Here is a 23,851-nt window from a genome sequence, read left to right on the forward strand (position 1 = left end):
GCGTAGCGTTCGGGCCATGAGACACACCAGGAACGTTTCGAAGGGGTTCACCGCCGCCGCGCTGTCGCTGGCCACGCTGGGCATGGGCCTGGGCATGGGTCTGGGCCTCGCACCGGCCGGCCCGGCGCACGCGGCAGCAGGCGGCAGCGCCCGACCGGTCGTCGACACCACCGGCGGCGCGGTCCGCGGCACCTCGGTCGACGGTCTGCGCAGCTTCCAGGGCATCCCGTACGCCGCCCCGCCGGTCGGGGACCTGCGCTGGGCCTCGCCGCGGCCCGCCGCCGCCTGGACCGGGGCGCGGGAGGCGACCGCGCCGGGATCCCCGTGTTCGCAGCCGGCCGGGCTCCCCATCGGAGTCCCCAGCGAGGCCGAGGACTGCCTCTACGTCAACGTCACCACCCCCGCGAAGCCGGCCGGCAAGCGGCCGGTGATCGTGTGGATCCACGGCGGCAGCCTGATGTTCGGCAGCGGCGACCTCTACGGCCCCGAGCGGCTGGCCGCCGAGGGCGCCGTCGTCGTGTCGGTCAACTACCGGCTCGGTGTCATGGGCTTCCTGTCCGACCCGGCGCTCAAGACCTCCGGCGGCCTCGGCCTGGAGGACCAGCAGGCCGCGCTGCGCTGGGTCCGCGCCAACGCGGGCGCCTTCGGGGGCGATCCCCACAACGTGACGATCATGGGTGAGTCCGGCGGCGGGTACAGCGTCTGCGGCCATCTCGCCTCGCCGAAGTCGGCCGGACTGTTCGACCGCGCCATCGTGCAGAGCGCGCCCTGCGCCACGGGTGGCTCCCGCACCCGGGAGGAAGCCGAGATCGAGGCCAAGGCCACGCTCGCCAAGCTCAAGGAGCTGAAGTCCGAGGAGGGCAAGGACTGCAACGACGCGGAGTCCTGCCTGCGCGGCACTGACGCGGCCACGCTGATGAAGGCGTACGGGACCTGGAACGAGCCCCGCCCGATCGCCGGTACGGACCTCATGCCACTGGCCCCCGCCGAGGCGCTGCGCACGGGCAAGTTCAACCGTGTCCCGGTCCTCATCGGGGTCAACCACGACGAGGAGCGCGGCCGGATCCTCGGCCAGGAGCTGACGGGCGATCCCATGCCGCCCGAGGCGTACGAGCCCGAGATCCGCAAGGAGTTCGGCGCCCGGGCCGGCGCGGTACTGGCCCGCTACCCGCTGAGCCGCTTCGGCTCGGCCGGCGAGGCCCTGGCCACGGTACGGACCGACCGCACCTGGTCGGTTCCGACGCTGGACACCGCCCGGCTGCTGTCGCGCTGGACGCCGACCCGGATGTTCGAGTTCAGCGAGCGCGAGACGCCCTCGTGGGCAGGCGACCCGAAGCTCAGTTTCGAGCTCCGCGCCTCGCACATGTCGGAGCTGTCCTACCTCTTCGACTTCAAGCTGCCCCTGTTCGAGAAGCTGACGGAGGAGCAGCAGCGCCTTGGCAAGCGGATGACGGACACCTGGGTGGAGTTCGCCGAGTCCGGAAAGACGGATTGGCCGAGCTTCCGCGGCGGCGGCTACGTGCAGTCGCTGACCTCGGGGCCGTGGAAGCGCACGGAGTTCGCCGAGGACCACAACCATGCGTTCTGGAAGAACCTCCGCTGACGCCGAGCAAACAGCGCTCAGTACCGGGGTTCGCTCCGCCTGGACCCCCGTGGGACGGACCGGGGACCGGGGGCCGGGGGCCGTGGCCCCCGGACTCCGGACTCCGGACTCCGGTCAGAAGGCGGTCAGTGCGTCGCGGGTGGTGGTGCGGTACAGGCCGACCTTCGGGTTGGCGACGGTGCCCGGCTTGGCCAGCCGGAGGCTGACGCCGTCCGCGTTCGGCATGTGCTCCTTGTCCGCAAGGACGTTGACCTCGTCGGCCACCGGGCCGTTGCCACCCGACGGGTTGAGGTCCACGGCGGCGTACGCGGTGGCGCCGGGGCGCACCGGGTACGCCGGGGCGCCGCCCAGTCCACCGGGGGCAGTGGCCTGGAGACCGAGCGCGCTGCCCTTGGCGCTGAAGCCGACGGTGGGGAAGTAGTCCAGGCCGCAGGAGGTGGAGCCGTTGTTGGTCACCGTGATGATGCGGACGGTGGCCGGAGTGCCCGCCGGGGACGTGACCTTGACGGTCAGGTTGCGCGCCGAGCAGGGGTGGGAGTAGGCGTAGGAGTCACCGGTGGTGTCCCCCGTGTTCTTGCCGCCCGAACCGGCCTTCGCCGGGGTGACGGTGGCCGTGCCGGATCCGGTGGCCTTGCCGTCGTTTGGGGCGGCGGAGGAGCCCTCCCCGGACGGCGTGACGGTGCCGGTCGAGGCCGGCTGGTCCGCGCTCTTGGTCGCGGCGGGGTTCCCGGTCGGACCGCCGGCGCTGTCCGAGCCGCCGCAGGCGGTCAGGGCCAGAGCGAGGCCGGTGGTGACGGCGACCAGGGCAGTGGTGCGGAGTCGGTAGGTACGCATGGGGAACTCTCCGTGTGGGTGTGGGTGTGGGTGTGGATGTGGATGTGGTCGTCAGGCGGAGGCTTCCGCTTTCCGCCTGACGAGACGTTGCGTGGGGTGTTGTTCCGGTCGGCTGCTGTCGCAGGCGGCCGAGGGCGGTCGGTGGGGCGGGTGGGGGCCCTCCCGTTGCGACCGCTGAATCCGCTCGTCGATCCGATCGGCGGACCGACGGGCTGATGACGCAACTGTGGGGCGGGTTTTGTCCCAGTGGCGGCTGGGACGGGATAGTAGAAACCCTGGAACGCTCCCGACCCCTCTCACCTGGGCGATCGGGTGAGCCTGGAACGTGCTTCCGGGATGAGGGGGAGGGTGGAATGGCCACGGAGACGGAACGGTTCGCGGAGCTGATGCGCGGATTCAAGGAGCGCTCGGGGCGCAGCTACGGCACGCTCGCGAAGCGTCTGCACTCCAGCAACTCGACGCTGCACCGCTATTGCAGCGGCGCGGCGGTGCCCACGGACTACGCCCCGGTGGAGCGGTTCGCCCGAGTCTGCGGTGCCTCGGCCGACGAACTGCTCGCGCTGCACCGGCAGTGGCTGCTGGCGCTGGTGGAGCGGCGGCGGGGGGCGACGGAGGGGCAGGCCTCGGGGTCGGGGGCGGCGAACTCCGCGGCGCCGCTGGGCGGTGACGCCGCGCCGGAGGTGCCGCCTGCATCGGCGGCGGCGGAGGTGGTGGTGGCCGGGGAGGCTTCGGAGGTCCTGCCTCAGGCGGAGACCGACGACCCCGCACCGGCCCCGGCGTCCGCGGCCGGCTCCGCCCCGGCGCCCGGACCTGCCGCTGCGGAGGCACCCGACCCGGCGCCCATCCGCGCGCCGGCACCTGCACCGGCACCTGCACCGGCGGAGGACCCCGACGTCCTTGTCCAGCCGGGCCGCGCCCGGGCTTCCGTACCGGGGGCCCGGCGTCCTCGGCTGCTGCTCGCCGTCGCGGCCGCCGTGGCCACCGCCGCGGTGGCGGGGACCGCCGCCGCCGTCTCCGCCATGGGAGATGCGGGTCAGGGGGACAAGCGCCACGGCGCCGTCCAGTCGTCCTCGCGCGATCGGGCGGCGGCGGGCCCGGCCTTGCCGTCCGGCGGGTCGTCGTCACCCACGCCCACGGCCGATTCCGCACCCCCGTCCAGCCCCGGACCGTCCTCCCCCTCGGCAACGTCCGCCTCGGCAGCGTCCGCGTCCACCTCGCCGGACACCGCCGAGGAGGGGGCCTCCGCCACCGCCCCGTTCACGGTCAACGTCCTGCCCGACAACTGGGACAGCCCCTGCGACCAGTGGTTCGCCCTGGACAAGGCACCCGGCACGGTCCCCCCGCCCCCCGCCGGGCAGGCGACCGAAGGGTGGGCCAGGGCCCTGGACGCCGTCCCGGCCGGGCACCTGCGCATGCAGCTGACCGTCCAGGGCACCGAGGGCAAGGCCGCGGTCCTGCACGCGCTGTACGTCCATGTCGTGAGCGGCCGCAAGGCTCCCGGCTGGAACGCGTACACCATGGGATCCGGTTGCGGCGGCGCACTGGTGCCGGCGTCCTTCGCGGTGGACCTGGACGACGCCTCCCCGAGGGCCAGGCCCGTACCCGGCAAGGAGGGCGAGCGGACGACGGCCTCGACCGACTTCCCGTACAAGGTCTCCGCCACCGACCCCCAGGTGCTGAACGTCGACGCCGCCACACTCGGTCGGGACGTCAGCTGGTACCTGGAGCTGGCGTGGAGCAGTGGCGACCGCAAGGGCACCACCCGCATCGACGACCACGGCCGCCCGTTCCGCACGGTCGCCCTGAACACCGGCCACAGCTACTGGTACAACGAGAACAAGAACGGCTGGCTGCCGTACACGGACTGAAACGCGCCTCCTGGCACCCCTCCTTGTCGGTCGGGCTGACGGACCCGTGAGGACGGACCCAGTGGACGATCGCACCGGGTCCCTGGGGCGGATCTGCGATCCGTCCCAGGCCCTGACCTCGTACTTCACCGCCCGTACGAGCCTTGCGGGGAGCTGCGCGGGGCCACCAGGCCGGATTCGTAGGCGAAGATCACGAGCTGGGCGCGGTCGCGGGCGCGGAGTTTGGTCATGGCCCGGTTGACGTGGGTCTTCGCGGTCAGTGGGCTGATCACCATGCGGGCCGCGATCTCGTCGTTGGACAGGCCGTGTGCGACCAGGACGACTGCTTCACGTTCGCGGCCGGTCAAACCGTCCAGCACCGTGGCCGTGTCGGTGGGGAGTGGTTGCGTGACGTACCGGTTGATCAGCTTGCGGGTGATCGAGGGTGCGAGGAGGGCGTCGCCGCGCGCGGCCACGCGTACGGCGTGCAGGAAGTCCTCCGGCACGATGTCCTTGACGAGGAATCCGGCGGCGCCTGCGGACAGGGCGTCGAAGACGTACTCGTCGAAGCCGTAGTTGGTGAGCATGACGACGTGGACGCCGGTCAGCGCCGGATCGGCCGCAATGCGCCGGGTCGTCTCGATTCCGTCGAGTACCGGCATCTGGATGTCGATGAGGGCTACGTCGGGCAGGTGCGCTCTGGCGAGCTCCAGGCCCTCCTGCCCGTTGGCGGCTTCGGCCACGACCTCGATGTCGTCCTCGAGGTCGAGGAACGCGCGGAATCCGCTGCGGATGAGCGCCTGGTCGTCGACCAGCAGGACACGGATCACGAGACTCGTTCCACGGGGAGTTCGGCACGGACGGTGAAGCCGCCTTCGCGGCGCGGTGCGGCCAGGAGCCGCCCGCCGAGGGCGGTGACGCGTTCGCGCATCCCGAGCAGTCCGATGCCGGGCAGCGGGACGGCGTCCGGCGTGGCCGTGCCGTCGTCGTCGACCTGGAGGGCGACGGCGTCCGGGCGGTAGTCGATGCGGACCGATGCCGTGGTGGCGTCCGCGTGGCGGGCGATGTTGGTGAGGGACTCCTGGACGATCCGGTAGACGGTACGGCCCACCGCGGCCGGTACCTCGTGCCGTTGCCCCTCGATCATCAGGGTCGCCTGCAGACCGGTCTTGCCGGCCCTCGCCACCAGGTCGGGGATGTGGTCGAGGCCGTGCGGCGGGGTGGTGTCGTCGTCGCGCAGGGCCTCCAGGGTGGCGCGGAGCTCGCGGGACGCCTCGCGGCCGGCCTCCCGGATGGCCAGGAGGGTTTCCGGTACCTCCTCGCCGCGCTTGCGGGCCACGTGGACGGCGGCTTCGGACTGCACCTTGATCACCGAGATCTGATGGGTGAGCGAATCGTGCAGCTCCCGCGCGATGTGCAGCCGCTCCTCGTCGGCACGGCGCCGCGCGGTCTCCTCCCGGGTGCGCTCGGCTTCGTCGGCCCGCTGCTCGGCTTGGCGGAGGGCTTCGCCGGCGGCGCCGGCGGCGATGAGCCAGGCGATCTGGAGGGCGCCCCGGGCCTGTGCGAACGCCTCGCCCGTGTCGTGCAGGCCCGAGGCGAGGGCCGCGAGGGGGAGCGCCGCGAGCACGGCCACGCTCATCGCCACTGTGACCGTGCGGTGTCCCGCCCGCACGGCCGCGTACACCGCGAAGAGGAACGCGACGGCGGCCACGTCGAAGCCGGCCGCCTGGTAGCCCACCGAGCAGAGCCCGGTGACGGCGAGGACCGCGACCGGGGCCCGGCGGCCCGCGGCCAGCGCCAGGCCGCCGACGGCCAACAGTACGTAGCCGAGCAGGCCGGGGCCCGTGGCGGAGTGCTGCCCCGACAGACCGGTGACCAGCAGCGCCGCCGCCACGCCCACGGCGATCAGCCAGTCCCTGACTCCGGCCCGTACGCGGAACCGTCCTTTGTCCATGCGCGCACCGTAGCCCGGGGCCGACGCGGGCGAATCCCGCGCGCGGCCGAGGGGCGGCTACCACGTGCGCAGTAGCCCGGCGACACCTGCCGCGTCGGTGGTAGCGCGAAGTGCCTGCGGCTGCAGGACGACCCGACGTGGGCTCGGCCGACATGCTCGGACCACATCCAGTCGTCGGAAGAGAAGGAGCACCCTGATGTCCGCTCGCCGCCTGTCCGCTGCCTCCGCGACCGCCCTGCTCGCCGGGCTCGGTCTTGCCGCACCCGCGGCAGCGCACGCCCCGGTCCAGCCGGTTTCGATCGCCGCCGGTGTCACCGACTTCGGCCTCGGCAGGCTCGGAGCCACCACCGGCGGGCTGCTGGGGCTGGCCGCCGTGGTCGTCGTCGTGCTGGCGCTGAGACGACCCGGCGGCCGTCTCGGCGTTGCCAACGGGTCGCTCGGGGCCAAGGCGGCCGTGGTCGCGGGGCTGATCGCCATGGCCCTCGGCGGGCTGGTCGCGGCCACCGCCGACGGTGGACTCGGCACCGGCAACGGGCTGGGCGGAGCCTACGTGGCCCTGCTGCTCGGGCTGGCCGGGACGGCCCTGGGCGGGCGGGCTCTGACCCGCTCCCGCCGCAGCCGGTGACCGGGGCGTGCCGCTGGTCGGACGACACCCCCTACCCGGCCGCTACGACTGCGGCTTCCAGAGGGTCACTTCGGTGAGGTAGGTCGGGACGTCGTACTGCTTGCTGGTCGAGGCCTCGACGCCGACGATCTTCACCATCGCGAGGTTGCCCTTCGACGTCACCGTGCAGAGCAGATCGCCCCGGACGATGGCGCTGTCCGCTCCGGTGAGGGCGTCGCTGTTCAGCTTGTCCGGGATCGGGTTCGTGGCGGCTCCCGTCGCGCACTGCTCCGGGGCGGGGCCCGCGCTCTTGCCGAACGCCGTTCCGCTTTCGACGGCTGCGTACCCCATCTGCAGCTCCCGGTTGCTGTAGGAGATCTCTCCGAAAGGCGCCACCTTCGGGAAGTCGAGGTCCACGTCGTTGAACTTGCCGAACTCCCTGGGAGCCAGGAGCTTCAACGCCTTGTCCTTGAACACCACCGTGTAAGCGGGAGCGGCGGGAGTCTGCGGCTGCGCGGACGCCGATGCCCGGGGCTGGTCCTGCGGCTGGGACGCAGCGGGATTCGGCTGGTCCGCCGCCTTGTCCCCGCCCTTGCCCTCCTTCCCGTTCTTGTCGTCATCGCCCGATACGTACCAGGCGCCGCCCGCGGCCAGGACGACGGCCAGGATCCCCGCGCCGACGACCAGGGGCACCCGGCTGCGGCCACGGCTCGGGGCAGCGGGGAACGGAGCGGGAGTGGGGAAGGGGGAGGGAGAAGGGAAGGCGGAGGGAGAAGGGTAGGGGGAGGGAGCGGGAGCAGTGGTTGTGGCGGCGGCGTAGAGCGCCGCCTGGGGGTTTGGTGTCCCCTGCGTCGGATGGCCCGGCGCGGACGCCTGCGTCGGGACGTACGTCGGCTGGTACGAGGGCGGCGGCGGGGTCTGCGGGGTCGTCTGCGGGGTCGACTGCGGGGCCGTCTGCGAGAGCTGCTCCCGGCGCGCGATCTCCGCCGTGAGCCCGGCGGGCAGCCAGTCCTTGAAGTCGCGCAGGGGGCGGCCCGCCGCACCCCGGCACCACTCGGCCAGCTCGGCGGGGCCGGGCCGCCGGGAAGCATCGGCCGCCAGGCAGCGTTCCAGCAACGGCCGTAGCGGATCCGGGTAGCCGCTCAGGTCCGGTGCCTGCTGCGGGGTGTTGGCGATCGAGGCGGCGATGGAGATTCCCGCGCCTTCGCCGTACGGATGGCGCCCCGTGGCCACGACCGCGGCGATCAGCCCCAGCGCGAAGATGTCGGTTGCGGGAGTGACCTGCCGGCCCAGCGCATGCTCGGGCGACATGTACTGCGGTGTCCCGATGAACCCACCGCTGCGCGTGAGTTGGGTGGCGTCGGTGGCGCGCGCTATGCCGAAGTCGATCACCCAGGGGCCGTTCGAGCTCAGCAGGATGTTGCTGGGCTTCAGGTCGCGGTGAATCACCGACGCGGCGTGTACGGAATGCAGGGCCTGTGCGGTGCAGCCGATCAGCTGGAACACGGCGGGCATCGGCAGCGGCCCGTGGGCGGCGAGCGCATCGTCGAGCGCCAGACCCGGTACGTAGGCGCTGGCGAGCCAGGGCTGCTCACCGCTGGTGTCGTGATCCACGACCGGCACGATGTGGTAGCCCTGCACCCGGCGCGCGGCCTGGACCTCGTGCTCGAAACGGGCACGGAAGTCCTGCTCCTGGGCGAACTCACGCCGGATGACCTTCAGTGCGACCGGCTGGTTGCCCCGGGTTCGGGAGAGGTAGACCGACCCCATTCCGCCTTCGCCGATCCGCGCGAGCAGCCGGTATCCGGCGATCTCCTGCGGATCGTTCGGCCCCAGTGGACTCAGCACGGCTTGGTCGGCGGTCGCCATTCAATTCCCCCTTGATGATCACGGAGTTGAGATCGTATCCGGGGCCGGTTCGCGCCCTGCGGGGGAATGTCTTCCGGGTGCGGCGACCTGGATGAACGGGCCAGAATGGAAGCATCCCGTAGTCGCGGATACCGAGTGCCTACGGGGCTCCGTACCTCACACGACATGAGGAGTTGCCGTCATGGGCGGTAGACAGGACAAGCGCAAGGAACCGGACCAGGCCCGCGAGCCGCAGGAGCACCATCGCCCCGGAGACCCCGCACACTCCCAGCCGGGCAAGGCGTCCCGCGAGCAGGGACGGAAGCAGGGGCAGAAGCAGGGACGGGAGGACGCCTCGCGCCGCCACGAGAACGATCTGCTGCGCGAGGAAGACCTGCACGACGAGACGTTCTGACCCGGAGTACCGTGGAGGGACCGGGAGCATTTCGCACACCCGCTCCGCTGCGGACGTCGTTTCCGGCGATCACTGCACCGGACCGTTCGCGAACGGTCCGGGGACGGGTCCGCGACATGGCCATGACCCTGACCACGACCGATTACCGCGCCGAGCCCCAGGTCCGTGCGCCCCTCGGCCCGGCACGCCTGTTCCTCACCCCGCAGACCGCTCTCGCGGGCCGCCTGGACGGTGCCTGGTGGCCCCGTTCCCGTGATCTCGCGACCGAGCTCCCCGCGCTGGCCGCCGCCCTGGCAGAGCCCTGGGGGCGCGTCACCCGCGTCACGGTCAACCCCACCCGCTGGCCGGTCATCCCGCGCACGATTCCCGTGACCGGACAGCAGACGCTGCACGTGGGCTGGTTCACCGAACAGGACCCCGACACCCTGATCCTGCTCTCCTACACCGTCGGCCGGTGGGACCTCCTCGTCGTCCCGCCCGAGGCCGAGCCCGCCGCCGCGGCCCGGCTGATGGCCGCCGCCGCGATCCCCGGCAGCGTCCTCGGCCCGCGCGTGCTGATGGCCAACGAGGCCGCCATCGGGCGCGGCATCAGCGACGCCCAGCGCCAGGAAGCCGGCTGGGAGAGCGAAGGCGGAGCCTGCATGTCCCCCGTCGGGATCCCGCTCGACCGGCGCACCCTGCCGTTGCCCGGCAACGGCAGGAGGTGAGCTCCACCCGTCGTCGAGCCCACCCGGCGGATCCTCCGCCCCCTACGAAGGAACAGACCCGCGTGAAGTACATCGAGCCCCAGACACCGCCCTCGCCGCCCTCGCCCACCAGCGCCGAGGTCCGGATCATCGCGCACACGCCCGAAGCCGCCCGCGCGGTCGCAGAAGCCCTCCGCGGCTGCTTCGCCGGCGCCGAACAGCGCAGTTATCCCGGGCGCGACGGCGGCACCCGGCTCCACCTCACCGTGGACACGGCAACACCCGCCGGCCCCACCCGCACCTGGATGGCCGCCAGCAGAACCCCGGTCGGCACCGGCGCCCACTCCGACGAGACGTGAGAGGCCCGGCGGCACTGACCGGATGAGAACGGCTGCCGGAGTCAGCGGCTTCTTGCAAAATGGGGCGGATCAGGGGATCCGGGATCGCGGGTGAGTTCCGCGCGCCGAGGACGGGGGGACAGCTCAGTGGGCATAGCGATCTTCGACGCCATGGGGCTCGCGAAGAAGAACGGCAAGCGGCGCACGAAGCTGATCGAGCGTCAAGAGCGGCTCAACGAGGGGCTCCTGGCCGAGGCGCAGGCGCAGGAGCGGGCGCGGCGCAGGGCCTACGGCAAGGCGCTCGTACCGTTCGCCGAGGTGTTCTCCCGGCTGAAGAACGTGGATCTGCCCGAGCTGGCGGCCCTCGCCGAGCCCGCGGCGGCGGAGCTGGTGGACGTGGAAGTGCGCGGCATCCAACTGGACGCGGTGACCGGGGTCCTCACCGTGGTCGGCGGTGTCGCCGTGGGCGCCGGTGCGGCCGCGGGGACGTTCGCCGCGGTGGGGGCGTTCGCCGCCGCGTCCACGGGAACGGCCATCTCCACCCTGTCCGGAGCGGCCGCGACGAGCGCCACGCTCGCCTGGCTGGGCGGCGGCTCGCTGGCGGCGGGCGGCGGCGGGGTGGCGGCGGGTACGGCGGTGCTCACGGGCATCGTGGCCCTGCCGGTCCTGCTGGCGGCGGGCGGCTTCTTCGAGTGGAAGGGCCGCAAGGACCTGCGCGCGGCGCGGGCCGAGGCCGCCGAACTCAAGAAGGCCGCCGCTGAACTCCGTATCCGGGAAGCGCGCGGCGCGGCCTCGGGCAAGCGCAGCCGCCAGGTGCGGCAGCTGCTGAACGGGCTCCGCAAGGAGATCAGGCGCCGGCTGCCCTCCTTCCGGGCCCTGGTGGAGGGGCAGGAGGACTACGACGCCTACACGCCCGAGCAGCGGGCCGAGGTGGCCGTTCTCGTCGGGCTGGCCGGTGTCGTGGCCGCCGTCATGGCAACTCCGCTCACCGACGAGAACGGCGATGTGACCGACCTGTCGGACCGCGTGGTGAAGGACAGCCGTGCCCGGTTCGGAGCCTTCGTGGACGCCCCGTGAGCGAGCGGGAGGTGCACGACACGCAGGCGCAGCCGGTGCCGGGGCGGGCGCTGCCCGGTGGGATCGATGCCGCCGCCTGGGCGCTGGCCGATCTGGCGACCCGGCGGCTGGCCCTGGCCACCCTGGAGACGCTGCGGACCAGGAAGACGGCGGAAGCCCTGGCCACCCGCTACGTGAACATCGGCAACGAGCAGCGCGCGGGGCACCTCTTCGAGGTGATGCACGCGCTGTCCTTCAACCTGTCCGCCGTGGACAAGGGCTCTTCGCTGCGAGCCGTCGTCACCGAGTGGGCCCCGAGCGGTTCGCAGACCGACCCGGCCGACCTGAACCTCCTCGACGCGGGCCGCCTCGTGGGGCAGGCGCAGGCGAAGCTCTACCGACGACCGTCCACCACGGCCGAGCAGTTGGCCCGGCCGCACTACGACGGCATGCAGCGCCTGGTGGCCTCCGACCGGCTGGCGGACGTGGAGAACCTGCTGGACAAGCGGCTCACCATGCCCCGGGAGGGGCTCCGGTACGAGAACTACCAGGACGCCCGCGCCCATGTGACCGACCACCTCGAACGGGGCGGTGTGCGCAGCGAGGGCATCACGCTCGACGAAGCGCACCGGGCGGCGCGCGACCCCCGCGGGTGGGCGGACCGGCAGTCCGCGCGCGCCGGGGCGCAGCAGATGGCGGGTGCCGCCAAGTCCGCGGCCGTGCTGGGCGGAATCGCCGCCGGGGTGAGTGCGGCGGTGCGCGAGACGGCGCGCGTGCGGGCCGGTGAGACCTCGGCCTCCGTCGCCGCCTTCACGGCGGTCGGTTCGGCCGTCGGTGGGGCCGCCCGCTCCGGCGGGCTGGCCGCCCTCGGCGAAGCCGTCCGGATCTCCGCCGCCGCGGGTGTCCTGCCGGCCGCGCTGGGGGGCGGGTCGCTCCCCGGGGCCACCGCGCAGGCCGCGTTCGCCGTGGCAGAGGCCGGGCTGGAGCTCGCGCGGGGAAAGATCAACCCGCGGCAGTTCGCCGCGAGCGCGTCGACCGCGGCCGTTTCCACCGGCCTCGCCTGGGGCTGCGGTGTCGTCGGCCAGACGCTCCTGCCCGTGCCCGTCGTGGGTGCGCTGGTGGGAGGGGTGGTGGGTCAGGTGGCCGCCGGGATCCTCGTCCAGGGTCTGCAGATCGCCGTCGTCGCGGCCCGCGCGGATGCCGCGGCGGAAGCCAGGGTCCGGCTCCTGGAACAGGAGGCCGCCACGGCGGTCCTCGTGGCCGACGCCTTGCGCCGTGCGACGGAGCGGCTGGCCGGGGAGCGCAACGCCTCCGTGGCCCGGGAGGTGCTCCCCCGGTTCGGCCGCGTGCAGTCCGCGCTGGCCGGCGACCGTCCCGCCCTGGCTCTCACGGAACTCGCCGTACTGACCCGGCAGTTCGGCGGACAGCCGGTCTACGGGACGCAGGAGGAGTTCGACGCGTGGATGCTCGACGGGTCGACCTCGCTGACCCTGGATCCCAACCGCGCCTGAACTCCGACCAGCCCCGACGGCCGCCCGGATGACCGTCGGTGCTCGTCACCAGTCGGTGACGAGCGCCGCGTACGGTTCGTGCCGCCGCCAGGCTCCGGCGAGCCGGAGGAGGCGGGCCGGGGCGGCGATGCCGCGTACGGCTGCGATCTTGCCCTCGGCGACCTCGAACACCGTGGCGCCCAGGACCTGGTCGCCGAGGACGAAGAGGACGGCGGGGGCGCCGTTGACGACCGCGTAGTGGAGGGCGAGCGCACCGCCGGCGAGCCGCTGCTTCGCGGGGGTGGAGGTGAAACCGCCCCGCAGGACGGTGGCGACCCGCCGCGGGGTGTCGTACCGCAGCAGCTTCCTGGCCAGGCCGTTGCCGTCGGAGAGGGCGATCACGTCGTCGGTGAGCAGGGCCACGAGCCGTTCGGTGCGGCCCGAGGTGGCGGCGGTCAGGAACTCTTCCACGATCCTGCGCGCCGCGGCGGGGTCGACTTCACCGGCGCCGCGGCGGCGCGTGGCGCCGATGCGGGTCCGGGCGCGGTGCAGGTGCTGCTGGCTCGCGGACTCGGTGATGGCGAGGATCTCGGCGATCTCGGCGTGGCCGTAGGAGAACGCTTCGCGCAGGATGTAGACGGCCCGCTCGACGGGTGTCAGGCGCTCCATGACGGTCAGCACGGCCAGGGAGACCGATTCGCGCTGCTCGAAGGTGTCGGCCGGGCCGAGCATCGGGTCGCCGTCGAGGAGAAGTTCGGGGAACCAGGCACCGGCGGTGCGTTCGCGGCGGGCCTGCGCCGAGCGGAGTCGGTCGAGGCACAGGTGGGTGACGACCTTGGTCAGCCAGGCCTCCGGCACCCTGATCTGCTGCCGGTCGGCGGCCTGCCAGTGCAAGAAGGCGTCCTGCACGGCGTCTTGGGCGTCGGCGGCGGAGCCCAGCAGGCGGTAGGCCAGCGAGGCCAGCCGGTTCCGGGAGGCCTCGAACCGGTCGGTGTCGAACGGGTCGGCGCCGATCCGGTCGGCGCCGAAGCGGTCGGGTGCGGTGCTGTCCACGGGGTCACCCTAGGCGCGGCTACGCGACTGCCGTGCCGGCGGGGGCGTCCGGCGCGTACGGGACCGCGTGCCCGGCGGACCGGTCCGGCGCGGGGACCAGGCGGCGACGGCGCACGGGCAGGCCGAAGGTCGGGTGCGAGGTGGTCCACAGCGACATCCCGAGGATGCCCGCCTTGATCCGGGCGGCTTTCCGGCCGCCCGCGTACGTCGGCTTCGCCTGCGCCGCGCGGTCGACCAGCTGCAGGATCCCGTCCCGGCGCCCGAGGCTGATGTGGTTGCCCGGGTAGGCCAGCTTGACGTGTCCGGTCCCGCTGCCGGTCAGGGTCCCCATGATGGCCTTCACGGCCTGCATCGCGGTGAAACCGGCCGAGGCGCAGGACATCGGGAGCGGCAGGCCGTTCTCGCCGAGGGTGTGGACGCTGTCACCGGCGGCGTAGACGTTCGGGTGCGAGAGCGAGCGCATGGTGCGGTCGACGAGGATCCGGCCGTCGGCGGTGACCTCCAGCCCGGCGGCGGCGGCGAGGGGAGCGACCGCGAACCCGGCCGTCCACACCGTCGCGTCGGACGGCAGGGCGGTGCCGTCGGCGCACAGGACCCGGGTCGCTTCGACGGCTTCGACGCCGGCGTGTTCCACGACGGTGATGGCCAGCCGGTCGCAGGCCCGGCGCAGGTGGCTGCGGGCTCCGGCGGAGAGCCGTTCGCCCAGCTCGCCGCGGGCGACCAGCGTCACCGACAGGCCGGGCCGGGATTCGGCGATCTCGGTGGCGGTCTCGATGCCGGTCAGCCCGTCGCCGACGACCACGACGGTGCCGCCTTCCGGCAGGCCGTCCAGGCGCGCGCGCAGGCGCAGGCCGAGGGCCGGGCGGAGACGTCGAAGGCGTGGTCGGCCACGCCGGGGACACCGCGGTCGTCGCCGTGGCTGCCGAGCGCGTAGAGCAGGGTGTCGTAGCCGAGCTCGTGGCCGAGCTCATCGGCGCCGTCAGCAGCGGTCACGGTGACGACCTGGCGCTCGGGGTCGACGGCGGTGACGCGGGCCAGGTGCAGCCGTATGCCCGTGCCCGCGAACACGTCGGCGAGCTTCCGGCTTCCGATCTCCCGGCCTGCCGCGAGCTCGTGCAGCCGCAGCCGCTCGACGAAGTCCGGCTCGGCGTTGACCACGGTGATCTCGGTGTCCGCCGGGGACAGCCGACGGGCCAGGTTCCCGGCCGCGTAGGCACCGGCGTAGCCGGCACCGAGGACGACGATGCGGTGCTTCATGTGACGCTCCTGTCGGTTCGCTGGGCTCTCGGTGACTTGAGCGGAGCAGCGGCGCGATTCCTGACAGGAACGTCACGTGACGTGGGTCACAGGCGGGCGGGGACTCCGGGGATCCGGGCCGCCAGGCCGTCCAGCAGCACCTGGAGGCCGAAGTCGAAGGTGTCGTCCGGGGCCTCGGCGCAGTCGGGGCCGGTCCTGGACCCGGGTCCTGCAGAACGTCCGCCACACCGCGGCCTTCACCGGCTCCGCGCTGGCCCTGACCGTCGCCGCCCTCGCCTGACCACCGATTGCACACGGGGTGGCGCCACTAATGCCTAGCAGTGGTGCCACGCATGTGCCATCATGGCACCACTACGGCACACCTCGCTGGCGCGCGGCCGGCGGCCGTAGCCCACACGTTCACGGAGTCACCATCGGAGGGGTCGGATCATGGAGACAGTGCAGAGCGGGAAGCGGACCGCGACCGGCGCCCTGACCGCCTTCACCCGCTTCGTGGTCTGCGGCGGAGGGGTGGGGGTGGCCTCCAGCTTCGCCGTCGCGGGCCTCGCCTCCTGGATCCCCTGGGTCCTGGCCAACGCCCTGATCACCGCGGCCTCCACGCTCCTCGCCACCGAACTGCACGCCCGCTTCACCTTCGGCGCCGGCGGACGGGCGACCTGGCGCCAGCACGCGCAGTCGGCCGGATCCGCGGCCGCCGCGTACGGGGTGACCTGCGCGGCGGTGCTCGTCCTGCGGCAGCTCGAGGCTTCGCCCAGTGCCGTGCGCGAACAGATCGTCTACCTGTCCGCCTCCGCGCTCGCCGGAGTCGTGCGGTTCGCGGTGCTGCGCCTCGTCGTCTTCGCGCAGCACCGCTCGAAGACGGCGCCCGCCGCGCCCGCCACGCCCGCCGCGCCCGCCACGCCCGCCGCGCCCGCCACGCCCGCCACGCCCGCCACGTCCGCCGTGCACACCGTCCGTACCCACCGCACGGTGCCCACGGCCGCGGACCTGTGCCGAGCGGCCTGACGACCCCGGCACGTGTGCACCCGGACGGTGCGTCAGCCGGGCTGCGTGAACTGCTCCGTGCCGACGACCCGCAGGAGGCTCAGCCGGTCGGCCGAGTCCGTGCCGGGCGGGGGCGTCAGGAGCAGGAGGCGCTGGTCGCCCTCCGGGGCGAGGAGCACCTGGCAGTCGAGGTCCACGGGGCCGACGACCGGGTGGATCACCCGCATGCGGCTGTGGCGGCGGACGGCGACCTCGTGCAGCTCCCACAGGGCGGTGAACTCTGCGCTGGCCCCGTGCAGGCGCTCCACCAGACGGGTGGCGGCCGGGTCCGAGGAGCGCCGGCCGACGGCCGCCCGCAGGTCCGCCACGTGCAGGCGGCTGTACTGCTCGTGCTCCTCCGCCGGGTACGCGTCCCGCGCGGCCGGGTCGGCGAACCAGCGCCAGACGACGTTGCGGCCGTGCTCGGACACCGTGCACACGCCGCCCAGGAGGGTGCGGGCCATCTCGTTCTGGGCCAGTACGTCGCCCAGGTCGCTGAGGACCTGCGCCGGAATGCCGGGCAACTGGTCCAGCAGGTGCAGCAGTCCCGCGCCGACCTGGTCTCCGGCGACCCGCGCCGCGGGCGGGCGGTGCCCGGCGAGCAGGTGGAGGTGGTCGCGCGCGTCGTCGTCGAGGCGCAGGGCGCGGGCGAGGGCGGACAGCATCTGCGGTGAGGGCTGCGGGCCCCGGGCCTGCTCCAGCCGGATGTAGTAGTCGGCCGACATGCCCGCGAGCTGGGCCACTTCCTCGCGCCGCAGCCCCGGTGTGCGCCGTCGGGGCCCGGCGGTGAGGCCCGCGTCCTGCGGGCGCACCCGCTCGCGCGAACGGCGGAGGAAATCGGCGAGCTCACGGCGGTCGATCGTCATGTCGATCATCCTGCCGGACGCCTCCGGCGCGGCCTACGCGGTGATCACGTCGTGGACGGGGCCGCCGCCCATCCAGGGATCGCCGGTCCCAGGTTCACGGGGTCTCTCCCGCCCCCCGGGGCCCGACGGCACTGTTGGTCGAGCCGGAGGGGAAACGCCCCCGGCGGCCACCATCACCAAGAGGAGCAACAGCCATGTCCACGACCCTCATCGCCCCCGCCGACGCCATCGTGAGCGCCACCGTGCGGGTCGCCGACGCCGAGGTCTCCTACGAGCGCACCGGCACGGGCCCCGCACTCGTCCTCGTGCACGGCACCGGCTCGAGCGGCTCCGCCGTCAACTGGGGGCAGACCCGGCCCCGTTTCACCGCCGACCACACGGTGATCACCCCCGACCTCTCCGGCACCGACCGCACCCGGGACGACGGGGGCCCGCTGACCGTGGAGGGGCTGGCCGCGCAGGTCATCGCCGTCATCGAGGACGCGGGCACCGGGCCGGTGGACCTGCTCGGCTTCTCCATGGGCGCGCCGGTGTCCGCCGCCGTCGCCGCGCTGCGCCCCGACCTCGTGCGGCGGCTGATCCTGGTCTCCGGCTGGGCCCACACCGAGGGGGACGAGTACCTGCGCAACCTCTTCACCCTGTGGCAGCAGCTCGGCGCCTCCGACCCGGCCGCCTTCGGGCGGGCCGTGACCATGACCGGCTTCAGCCGGGGCTTCCTCAACACGATCGGCCGCGAACAGGTCGAGCTCCTGATCCCGAACCTGCCCCCCACCCCCGGCACCCTGCGCCACGTCGACCTCGACACCCGCATCGACATCCGCGCGCTGCTGCCGCTCATCGAGGCGGAGACCCTCGTCATCGGCGCCACCCTGGACATCACCGTCCCGGTGGAGAACAGCCGCGCGCTGCACGCCGCGATCGCGCACAGCTCGTACGCCGAGATCGAGGCCGGGCACGTCGCCTTCTTCGAGAAGGAGGACGAGTTCGTCGAGCTGGTCGACGGCTTCACCCGCGGGGGGCGCGCGTAGCGCCGCTCAGCCCTGTACGGCGAGCACGATCCGGAGCACGCAGGCCGCGAGCACGGCGCCGGACACGATGCTGGTGATGCCCAGCCCGCGGGTGCCGCGGGGCAGGCGCTCCGGCAGGGTCACCGTCTGCGGGCGCTTGGGGTCGTAGATCACGTCCATCCGGCCCCCGACCTGCACCGGCGGGAAGACGAACGGGCCCACGGTGTACTGGCGTGCGGGAGCGCCCACCGGGGTGTACTCCAGCAGGATCATCGAACCCGCCGCGATCTGGCCCACGTTGACGCAGACGGCGGAGTGCCGGATGCCCCGCTTCAGCAGCGGGCTCGCGTGGAGGTAGATCCCGAGCGAGACGCAGAACACCACCAGCGCGGCCAACGCGACCAGAAAGACCCAACCACTCACCGACAACGCCCCCGCCCGACGGAAAGACCAGATCATCGCCGACCGTCGGCAGGGCCACAAGGCCCTATGCCGGCGCCGCTCCGGTGAGGGTCTCGACCAGGGCCTGGGCGAGGACGGTCGCGGCGCCGATCCTGGTGTCCTCCCGCTCGTCGCCGGTGACCTTTCCGATCACCGCGTCACGGACCGATACCGAGATGTCCGGGCCCCCGTACAGCTCGGGGAAGGACAGGGCCATCAGGCAGACGCCCACGTTCGCCGAGAGGATCGACTGGCCGGCCAGCGCCGGGGTCGTCCGCAGCCGGCCGGCGTCGCGGCACCGTCCGACGGCCGTCAGGAGCAGGGCCTGCGCCTCCGCGATCGCCTGCGGCTCGGCCGTCCCGGACGGCGTGAACATCAGCCGGTAGAGGTGGGGGTTGCCGAGGGCGAACGCGACGTGGCTGTCCCAGGCCGCGCGCAGGTCCGCCACCGGGTCGTCGGTCTGCGGATTGCGCCTCTTGTTGGCGAGGAAGCGCTCGAAGCCGATGTCGGCCACCGCGGTGAGCAGCCCCTCCTTGTCGCCGAACTGGCGGTAGATCTCGGGCATGCCGACCTTGGCCCGGTCGCAGATGGCCCGGGTGGAGATCGCCGCCGCGTCCTTGGTGGCGAGCAGCTCCGCGGTGGCTTCCAGAATGCGCTCTCGGGCCGTTGACATGACGTCGATGGTAGCAGCGCTAACATCATGCGTAAGCATCGCTTACGATCGGTGTTAGCGTTGCACACACCCGCTCGTGAGCGCCTGCCGAGAAGCACCCACGGAGACGTCATGGAGACCCATGGACACCGGATGGACCTCGATTCCGCGGATCGCGCGCCCCTGGGGCCCGTCGCCCGGCTGATCGTGATCGTGCTCTTCGAGGGCGTCGACCTGCTGGACGTCACCGGACCGCCGGAGGTGTTCTCCCTGGTGCCGCGGGAGACGCAGGACGCGGCCGGCTACCGGGTCGCCCTGGCCGCGCGGACGCTCGAGCCCGTCACCACCTCGGCCGGGGTGCGGATCCTGCCCGACCTGACCTTCGACGAGGCCGCCGGACGGAGCATCGACACGCTCCTGGTGCCCGGCGCGGTCGAGCTGGACGCCGAGCGCCGGGTCCGCGCCCTCACCGACCCGGAGGTCGTCGACCGGGTGCGGACCCTCGCCGCGCGCTCGCGCCGCGTCGCGTCCGTCTGCGTGGGGGCCCATCTGCTGGCCGCGGCCGGGCTGCTCGACGGCAAGCGGGCCACCACCCACTGGTCCACCGCGCAGCAGCTCGCCACCGACCACCCGGAGGTCGAGGTGGACGCCGACCCGATCTTCATCCGGGAGGGCGAGGTGTGGACCGGCGCCGGGATCAGCGCCTGCCTGGACCTCTCGCTCGCCCTGGTGGCCGAGGACTTCGGCGAGGTCGTCGCCCTGCGCGTGGCCCGGCAGCTCGTGATGTACCTGAAGCGGCCGAGCGGACAGAGCCAGTTCAGCGTCCCCCTGGAGCCCGTCTCGGCGACACGGCGCGGCGAGGACCTGCGGCACTTCATCGGGCGGCACCTCGGCGACCGGCTCAGCCTGGCCGACATCGCCGCGTACGCGCACGTCAGCGAGCGGCAGTTGGCCCGGATCTTCAAGTCCGAGCTGGGCATGACCCCGGCCGCCTACGTCGAGTCGGCCCGTGTGGAGCTGGCGCGGAGCCAGCTGGAAGCCACCGACGCCACGCTCGAACGGATCGCCTCCGCCTGCGGGTTCGGCACCGCCGACACCCTCGTACGGGCGTTCCGCCGCACACTCGACACCACGCCGACGGAGTACCGGCTCCGCTTCCGCACCGGCTGAGCGGGCCTGCCCGGACCCTGCTACGCGGCCCTGTGCGCGGCCGGGTCGAGGGAGTCGACGTCCTCCATGAAGCTGAGCATCCGGGCGTTGACCACGTCCGGGTGATCGATCTGCGGGCCGTGCCCGGTCGCAGAGATGATCTCGGCGCGGGCGCCCTGCACCAACCTCGGTACGCGCTCCAGCTGCCGCTTGGGGTGCAGGAGCAGGCTGTGCTTGCCCAGGATCACGTAGAGCGGGGTCCGGATGGACCGCAGCGCGTCCTCGGCCAGCGGCAGGGGTGCGGGGCGGCGGATCCGGTACGCGCGGGCGCCGAGCTGGATCCACTTGCGCATCTCGGGGATGGCGAGGACCGGCTGGTCCAGCCACTTGGCGAGCCGGGGGCGCAGGGCCTTGGGCGCGAAGGTGGCGAACAGGCTGATGAAGATCCAGACGAAGAAGCGCAGGCCCACCTTCTCCAGGCCGCCGGGGTCGAGGGCGGTGACCGAGGCCAGCCGCTCGGGGCGCCGGTGGGCCTGGTTGAGGACGAGCCAGCCGCCGTAGGAGGAGCCGACGACGTGGACCTTGTCGAGGCCGAGCGCGTCGAGGGCCTCGTCCATCCACTGGGCGGCCCGCTCGGGCTGCCACATGGGCTCGCGGTGGATGCTGCGGCCCGCGTCGCCGGGGGTGTCGAGGGCGTAGACCGGGCGGTCGAGGCTGAGCCCGGGGGTGTTGGGGAACCACATGGCGGAGGAGTAGGCCGCGCCGTGGATCAGGACGATCGGCGTACGGGACTCGGCTGCGGGGTCCGCGGGCCCGTACCGGTAGACGTGCGTGGTGCCGAAGCTGGTCTCGACGTCCGTCTCGGAGCGGAGCGGCGCCCCCATCGCGAAGAGCACGTCGGCGGCGGCGAAGTAGCGGTCGCGCAGGGTGTCGTTGACGTAGCGGCCGACATCGCGGCGCACGCGGGGCACGCTCTCAGGCGTAGGGGTCTCGGGCACGGGGGCACCTCCTGGAGGACCGGGGATCCATTCTTCGTGATACGACCGTACCATGATGTTGATACGGCGGTACCATGAAAACGAGCCGCGGGATCGTCACCCACGGGCACCGACGGGCGGAGACACCAGAACATGCCGAAACGCGTGGACCACGAGGAACGGCGCACCCAGATCGCCGAGGCGCTCATCCGCGTCGCCGGACGCCGCGGGCTGCACGCGGTCGGCATGCGCGACGTGGCGGCCGAGGCCGGGGTCTCCCTGCGCCTGGTCCAGTACTACTTCCAGACCAAGGAGAAGCTGCTCTTCTACGGGCTCCAGCACCTGACCGACCGCTTCACCGCCCGGGTCGGCGCCCGACTCGCCGCCGCCGGCCCCGCCCCCGGCCCGCGCGCGACGATCGAGGCACTGCTGCTGGCCTCCCTGCCGACCGACGAGGAGGGCCGCACCTTCCACCTCCTCTACAGCTCCTACTCGATCCTGTCCGTGACCGACGAGGCCCTCGCCGCCCAGCCCTTCATCGACAACCCCGACGCCGCAGAGAACGCGGTGGCCGGGCTGATCGCCCGGGCCCAGGAATCCGGCGTGGCCGACCCGGACGTCGACGCGCGCACGGAGGCGATCAGCCTGCTCGCCATGGCGGCGACCATGGGCACCAGCATCCTGGTCGGCCAGCGGGGCCCCGAGTCGGCCGTCGCGGTGCTGCGCCACCACCTGGACCGGATCTTCAGGACGGGCACACCGAGTCCTGCGCGGGACGCTCCCCCGTCGTGAGGTACGCGGTGACCGTGCGGTCGGAGCAGGCGTTGCCGTTGCCGAGGTAGACCCCGTGGCCGCCGTGGTCGACGGTGAGCAGCCGGGCGCGCGAGCCGAGGGCTTCGCGCATCTTCAGGGAGGCGGCGTACGGGGTCGCCGGGTCGCGGAGGTTCTGGACCATCAGGATGTTCGAGGGACCCCGGTCGGTGATCCGGGTGGGGCGTTCGGCGGGGGCGTCCTTCCAGAAGGCGCACGGGGTGACGTTCGCCGGCATCCCGGCCGTCAGGGGGTGCGCCGCGCGGTCCGCGGCCACCGCCCGCTCGTACCCGGAGACGTCCTTGGGCCAGGCCACGTCGTTGCAAATGACCCCCACCATCAGCGACGCGTCCGAGTCGGGGAGCACCGCGGCGAGCTCCTTGGGCAGCTCGGGGACCGCCTTGGGGTCCCGGGCCTCGCGGACGAGGCGGGCGAAGGCGGGGAACTGGGCGTCGCCGTAGAGGGCGGTCTGCAGGGCCTGGCGCAGCATCGTGCCCGTCAGCGGCAGGCCGGGTACGTTCGAGGGCTTGGGGGACCGGTCCAGCTCCGCAGCGAGGTCCAGGAACAACGGCCTTACCTCGTCCGGGTGTTCCGCGAGCCGCAGCCCCTCCCCCGCCCGCGCCGGGTCCGCCGCCCAGGCCGCGAAGTCGGGGAAGCGGTCGTCGGCGCCCTGCGCCATGTTCGCGAGCCAGCCGCGCGCGACCCGCGTCGGGTCGGGGTCCCCGCTGCTGTCCAGCACCAGGCGGTCGGTGCGGTGCGGGAACTTCTGCGCGTACACCGCCGTCACGTAGGTCCCGTAGGAGACGGCCCAGACCGAGAGCTTCCGCTCGCCGAGGGCCTCCCGGAAGCGGTCCATGTCGCGCGCCTGGTTGGCGGTGGTGAAACTGCGCAGCTCCGCGCCGCCGTTCGCGGCGCAGGCCTCGGCCACCCGGCGGGAGCGGTCGACGTTCTCCGCGATCCCCCCGTCGGCGCCGGGCCAGGAGCGCAGGGTCGTCAGGCGCCGGTCGGCCGCGTCCAGGCCGCATGCGGCGGTGACGCTGCCGCCGACTCCGCGCGGTCGAGCGCGACGAGGTCGTACGTGCCGTCCAGCTGCCCCGCCAGCGCGGCCCCCTTCTGCGAGAGCCGCTGCACGCCCGAGCCGCCCGGCCCGCCGGGGACCACGGCCAGCGTCCCGCGCCGGGCGGCGGGACGGGTGCTGGGCAGCCGGGACACGGCGAGGTCGACGTGCGGGCCGGCCGGGTCGGCGTAGTCGAGGGGGACGGACAGCTTCGCGCACTGCTGGCCGTCGAGGTGGCCCGTGTGGGTGCACGCCGTCCAGGCCAGGGTGGGCGCGGTGCCCCGGGTGGCGGCGGTGGCAACGCTGGCGCCGGCGGTTGCGGAGCCGGCGGCCGCGGCGCCGGCGGTACCGGTCAGCGTGGCCGCCACGGCCGTGGCGCAGAGGGCGACGATTGCGGTCTTGCTGCGGTAAGTGGTCATGGAACGAGGATGGTTGAGCATCCTCGGCCGCCACATCCGGTAGCCGGGAAGGTCGTTCGGGGGGCTAGCCCCCCGGTCAGCCCCTCGTCACCGGCCGGCCCCTCCTCAGACCACCACGACCGTCACCGCCGCCGCGCCCATCAGCACGGCGGCGGAGTGGATGGCCGCATGGCCGTAGTCACCCGACCAGAGGTGGCGGGCCAGGCCGCCGATGGCGGTCAGGCCCGCGATGATGCCGATCTGCGCGAGCAGGGTGACGGCGGTGAAGTGGGTCAGCAGCAGGATCACCGCGTTGAGCCAGAACGGGGCGGCGCCCGTCCAGCCCCGCCACTCCCGCACGTCCCGCCACTGCTGCCGGTTCGGCAGGTGCGGAAGGTACGGGCGGCGCGGCCCCTCCCGGCGGCCTTTGGGTCTTCGGTGGTCCCCGAGCTCTCGGATCGCCGTCGTCACCGCGCCGTCACCAGC

The 23,851-nt window shown here is 73.3% G+C and carries 22 protein-coding genes and 2 pseudogenes; 12 read left to right on the forward strand and 12 right to left on the reverse strand.

Features of this window, described 5'->3' with window-relative positions:
• The first annotated feature begins 16 nt into the window (after positions 1-16).
• Positions 17-1,603: a carboxylesterase/lipase family protein gene (locus ACE1OC_RS19470; RefSeq protein ID WP_407838069.1), complete on the forward strand. Its 1,587-nt coding sequence runs from the start codon at positions 17-19 to the stop codon at positions 1,601-1,603.
• Between the two features lie 114 nt (positions 1,604-1,717).
• Here ACE1OC_RS19470 and ACE1OC_RS19475 read toward each other — a convergent pair whose 3' ends face one another.
• Positions 1,718-2,437 (reverse strand): DUF4232 domain-containing protein, encoded by a 720-nt coding sequence (locus ACE1OC_RS19475; protein WP_407838070.1) that lies wholly within the window; start codon positions 2,435-2,437, stop codon positions 1,718-1,720.
• Positions 2,438-2,790: 353 nt separating this feature from the next.
• On the opposite strand from ACE1OC_RS19475, the gene ACE1OC_RS19480 reads away from it, so the two are divergent.
• Positions 2,791-4,305: a helix-turn-helix domain-containing protein gene (locus tag ACE1OC_RS19480; protein ID WP_407838071.1), complete on the forward strand. Its 1,515-nt coding sequence runs from the start codon at positions 2,791-2,793 to the stop codon at positions 4,303-4,305.
• 125 nt (positions 4,306-4,430) lie between these two features.
• On the opposite strand, the gene ACE1OC_RS19485 is transcribed toward ACE1OC_RS19480, so the two are convergent.
• Entirely contained in the window at positions 4,431-5,114 is a 684-nt protein-coding gene (locus ACE1OC_RS19485) for a response regulator (protein ID WP_407838072.1), read from the reverse strand.
• Positions 5,111-6,238 (reverse strand): sensor histidine kinase, encoded by a 1,128-nt coding sequence (locus ACE1OC_RS19490; RefSeq protein WP_407838073.1) that lies wholly within the window; start codon positions 6,236-6,238, stop codon positions 5,111-5,113. The genes ACE1OC_RS19485 and ACE1OC_RS19490 overlap by 4 nt, the downstream gene beginning before the upstream one ends.
• 196 nt (positions 6,239-6,434) lie before the next feature.
• Between ACE1OC_RS19490 and ACE1OC_RS19495 the strand changes: the two genes are divergently transcribed.
• Entirely contained in the window at positions 6,435-6,863 is a 429-nt protein-coding gene (locus tag ACE1OC_RS19495; RefSeq protein ID WP_407838074.1) for a DUF6223 family protein, read from the forward strand.
• Positions 6,864-6,905: 42 nt separating this feature from the next.
• Here the strand turns inward: ACE1OC_RS19495 and ACE1OC_RS19500 are convergent, their stop codons facing one another.
• Positions 6,906-8,711: a serine/threonine-protein kinase gene (locus tag ACE1OC_RS19500; protein ID WP_407838075.1), complete on the reverse strand. Its 1,806-nt coding sequence runs from the start codon at positions 8,709-8,711 to the stop codon at positions 6,906-6,908.
• Between the two features lie 181 nt (positions 8,712-8,892).
• Here ACE1OC_RS19500 and ACE1OC_RS19505 point away from each other — a divergent pair, with 181 nt between their 5' ends.
• From ACE1OC_RS19505 to ACE1OC_RS19525, 5 genes are all read left to right on the forward strand, one after another.
• Complete coding sequence (locus ACE1OC_RS19505) at positions 8,893-9,105, forward strand: hypothetical protein (RefSeq protein ID WP_407838076.1); 213 nt, start codon at positions 8,893-8,895, stop codon at positions 9,103-9,105.
• 128 nt (positions 9,106-9,233) lie between these two features.
• Entirely contained in the window at positions 9,234-9,812 is a 579-nt protein-coding gene (locus ACE1OC_RS19510; RefSeq protein ID WP_407841616.1) for a DUF5994 family protein, read from the forward strand.
• A gap of 62 nt (positions 9,813-9,874) precedes the next feature.
• Positions 9,875-10,150 (forward strand): hypothetical protein, encoded by a 276-nt coding sequence (locus ACE1OC_RS19515; RefSeq protein WP_407838077.1) that lies wholly within the window; start codon positions 9,875-9,877, stop codon positions 10,148-10,150.
• A gap of 126 nt (positions 10,151-10,276) precedes the next feature.
• Positions 10,277-11,206 carry a hypothetical protein gene (locus tag ACE1OC_RS19520; RefSeq protein WP_407838078.1) on the forward strand — a complete coding sequence of 310 codons (930 nt, stop codon included), beginning with the start codon at positions 10,277-10,279 and terminating at the stop codon, positions 11,204-11,206.
• On the forward strand, positions 11,203-12,696 hold the full coding sequence (locus tag ACE1OC_RS19525; protein WP_407838079.1) for a hypothetical protein: 1,494 nt from the start codon (positions 11,203-11,205) through the stop codon (positions 12,694-12,696). Before ACE1OC_RS19520 ends, ACE1OC_RS19525 begins: the two co-directional genes overlap by 4 nt.
• A gap of 45 nt (positions 12,697-12,741) precedes the next feature.
• Here the strand turns inward: ACE1OC_RS19525 and ACE1OC_RS19530 are convergent, their stop codons facing one another.
• Complete coding sequence (locus ACE1OC_RS19530; RefSeq protein WP_407841617.1) at positions 12,742-13,689, reverse strand: sigma-70 family RNA polymerase sigma factor; 948 nt, start codon at positions 13,687-13,689, stop codon at positions 12,742-12,744.
• A gap of 58 nt (positions 13,690-13,747) precedes the next feature.
• A pseudogene (locus tag ACE1OC_RS19535) lies at positions 13,748-14,985 on the reverse strand (NAD(P)/FAD-dependent oxidoreductase).
• A gap of 429 nt (positions 14,986-15,414) precedes the next feature.
• Between ACE1OC_RS19535 and ACE1OC_RS19540 the strand changes: the two are divergent.
• Positions 15,415-15,990, forward strand: coding sequence for a hypothetical protein (locus tag ACE1OC_RS19540; RefSeq protein WP_407838080.1), 576 nt, complete (start codon positions 15,415-15,417; stop codon positions 15,988-15,990).
• A gap of 32 nt (positions 15,991-16,022) precedes the next feature.
• Here the strand turns inward: ACE1OC_RS19540 and ACE1OC_RS19545 are convergent, their stop codons facing one another.
• On the reverse strand, positions 16,023-16,883 hold the full coding sequence (locus tag ACE1OC_RS19545; protein ID WP_407838081.1) for a helix-turn-helix transcriptional regulator: 861 nt from the start codon (positions 16,881-16,883) through the stop codon (positions 16,023-16,025).
• Between the two features lie 185 nt (positions 16,884-17,068).
• On the opposite strand from ACE1OC_RS19545, the gene ACE1OC_RS19550 reads away from it, so the two are divergent.
• Positions 17,069-17,902, forward strand: a complete 834-nt coding sequence (locus ACE1OC_RS19550; protein WP_407838082.1) for an alpha/beta fold hydrolase — start codon at positions 17,069-17,071, stop codon at positions 17,900-17,902.
• Positions 17,903-17,908: 6 nt separating this feature from the next.
• On the opposite strand, the gene ACE1OC_RS19555 is transcribed toward ACE1OC_RS19550, so the two are convergent.
• Positions 17,909-18,304, reverse strand: a complete 396-nt coding sequence (locus ACE1OC_RS19555; RefSeq protein WP_407838083.1) for a hypothetical protein — start codon at positions 18,302-18,304, stop codon at positions 17,909-17,911.
• Positions 18,305-18,368: 64 nt separating this feature from the next.
• Positions 18,369-18,995 carry a TetR/AcrR family transcriptional regulator gene (locus ACE1OC_RS19560; protein WP_407838084.1) on the reverse strand — a complete coding sequence of 209 codons (627 nt, stop codon included), beginning with the start codon at positions 18,993-18,995 and terminating at the stop codon, positions 18,369-18,371.
• Between the two features lie 162 nt (positions 18,996-19,157).
• On the opposite strand from ACE1OC_RS19560, the gene ACE1OC_RS19565 reads away from it, so the two are divergent.
• The gene (locus tag ACE1OC_RS19565) at positions 19,158-20,144 is read left to right on the forward strand and encodes a GlxA family transcriptional regulator (protein WP_407841618.1); all 987 of its coding nucleotides are present in this window, start codon (positions 19,158-19,160) and stop codon (positions 20,142-20,144) included.
• A 20-nt stretch (positions 20,145-20,164) separates the two neighbouring features.
• On the opposite strand, the gene ACE1OC_RS19570 is transcribed toward ACE1OC_RS19565, so the two are convergent.
• Positions 20,165-21,121, reverse strand: a complete 957-nt coding sequence (locus ACE1OC_RS19570; protein ID WP_407838085.1) for an alpha/beta fold hydrolase — start codon at positions 21,119-21,121, stop codon at positions 20,165-20,167.
• A 132-nt stretch (positions 21,122-21,253) separates the two neighbouring features.
• Here ACE1OC_RS19570 and ACE1OC_RS19575 point away from each other — a divergent pair, with 132 nt between their 5' ends.
• A complete protein-coding gene (locus ACE1OC_RS19575) occupies positions 21,254-21,892 on the forward strand; it encodes a TetR/AcrR family transcriptional regulator (RefSeq protein ID WP_407838086.1) in 639 nt (212 codons plus the stop codon).
• Here the strand turns inward: ACE1OC_RS19575 and ACE1OC_RS19580 are convergent.
• Positions 21,846-23,386 (reverse strand): annotated as a pseudogene (locus tag ACE1OC_RS19580) (alpha/beta hydrolase). The gene ACE1OC_RS19575 and the pseudogene ACE1OC_RS19580 overlap by 47 nt on opposite strands.
• A gap of 105 nt (positions 23,387-23,491) precedes the next feature.
• A complete protein-coding gene (locus tag ACE1OC_RS19585; RefSeq protein ID WP_407838087.1) occupies positions 23,492-23,836 on the reverse strand; it encodes a hypothetical protein in 345 nt (114 codons plus the stop codon).
• Positions 23,837-23,851 lie beyond the last annotated feature (15 nt).

The sequence above is a fragment of the Streptomyces stoeckheimensis genome (assembly GCF_045822005.1).
Lineage (GTDB): Bacteria > Actinomycetota > Actinomycetes > Streptomycetales > Streptomycetaceae > Streptomyces > Streptomyces stoeckheimensis.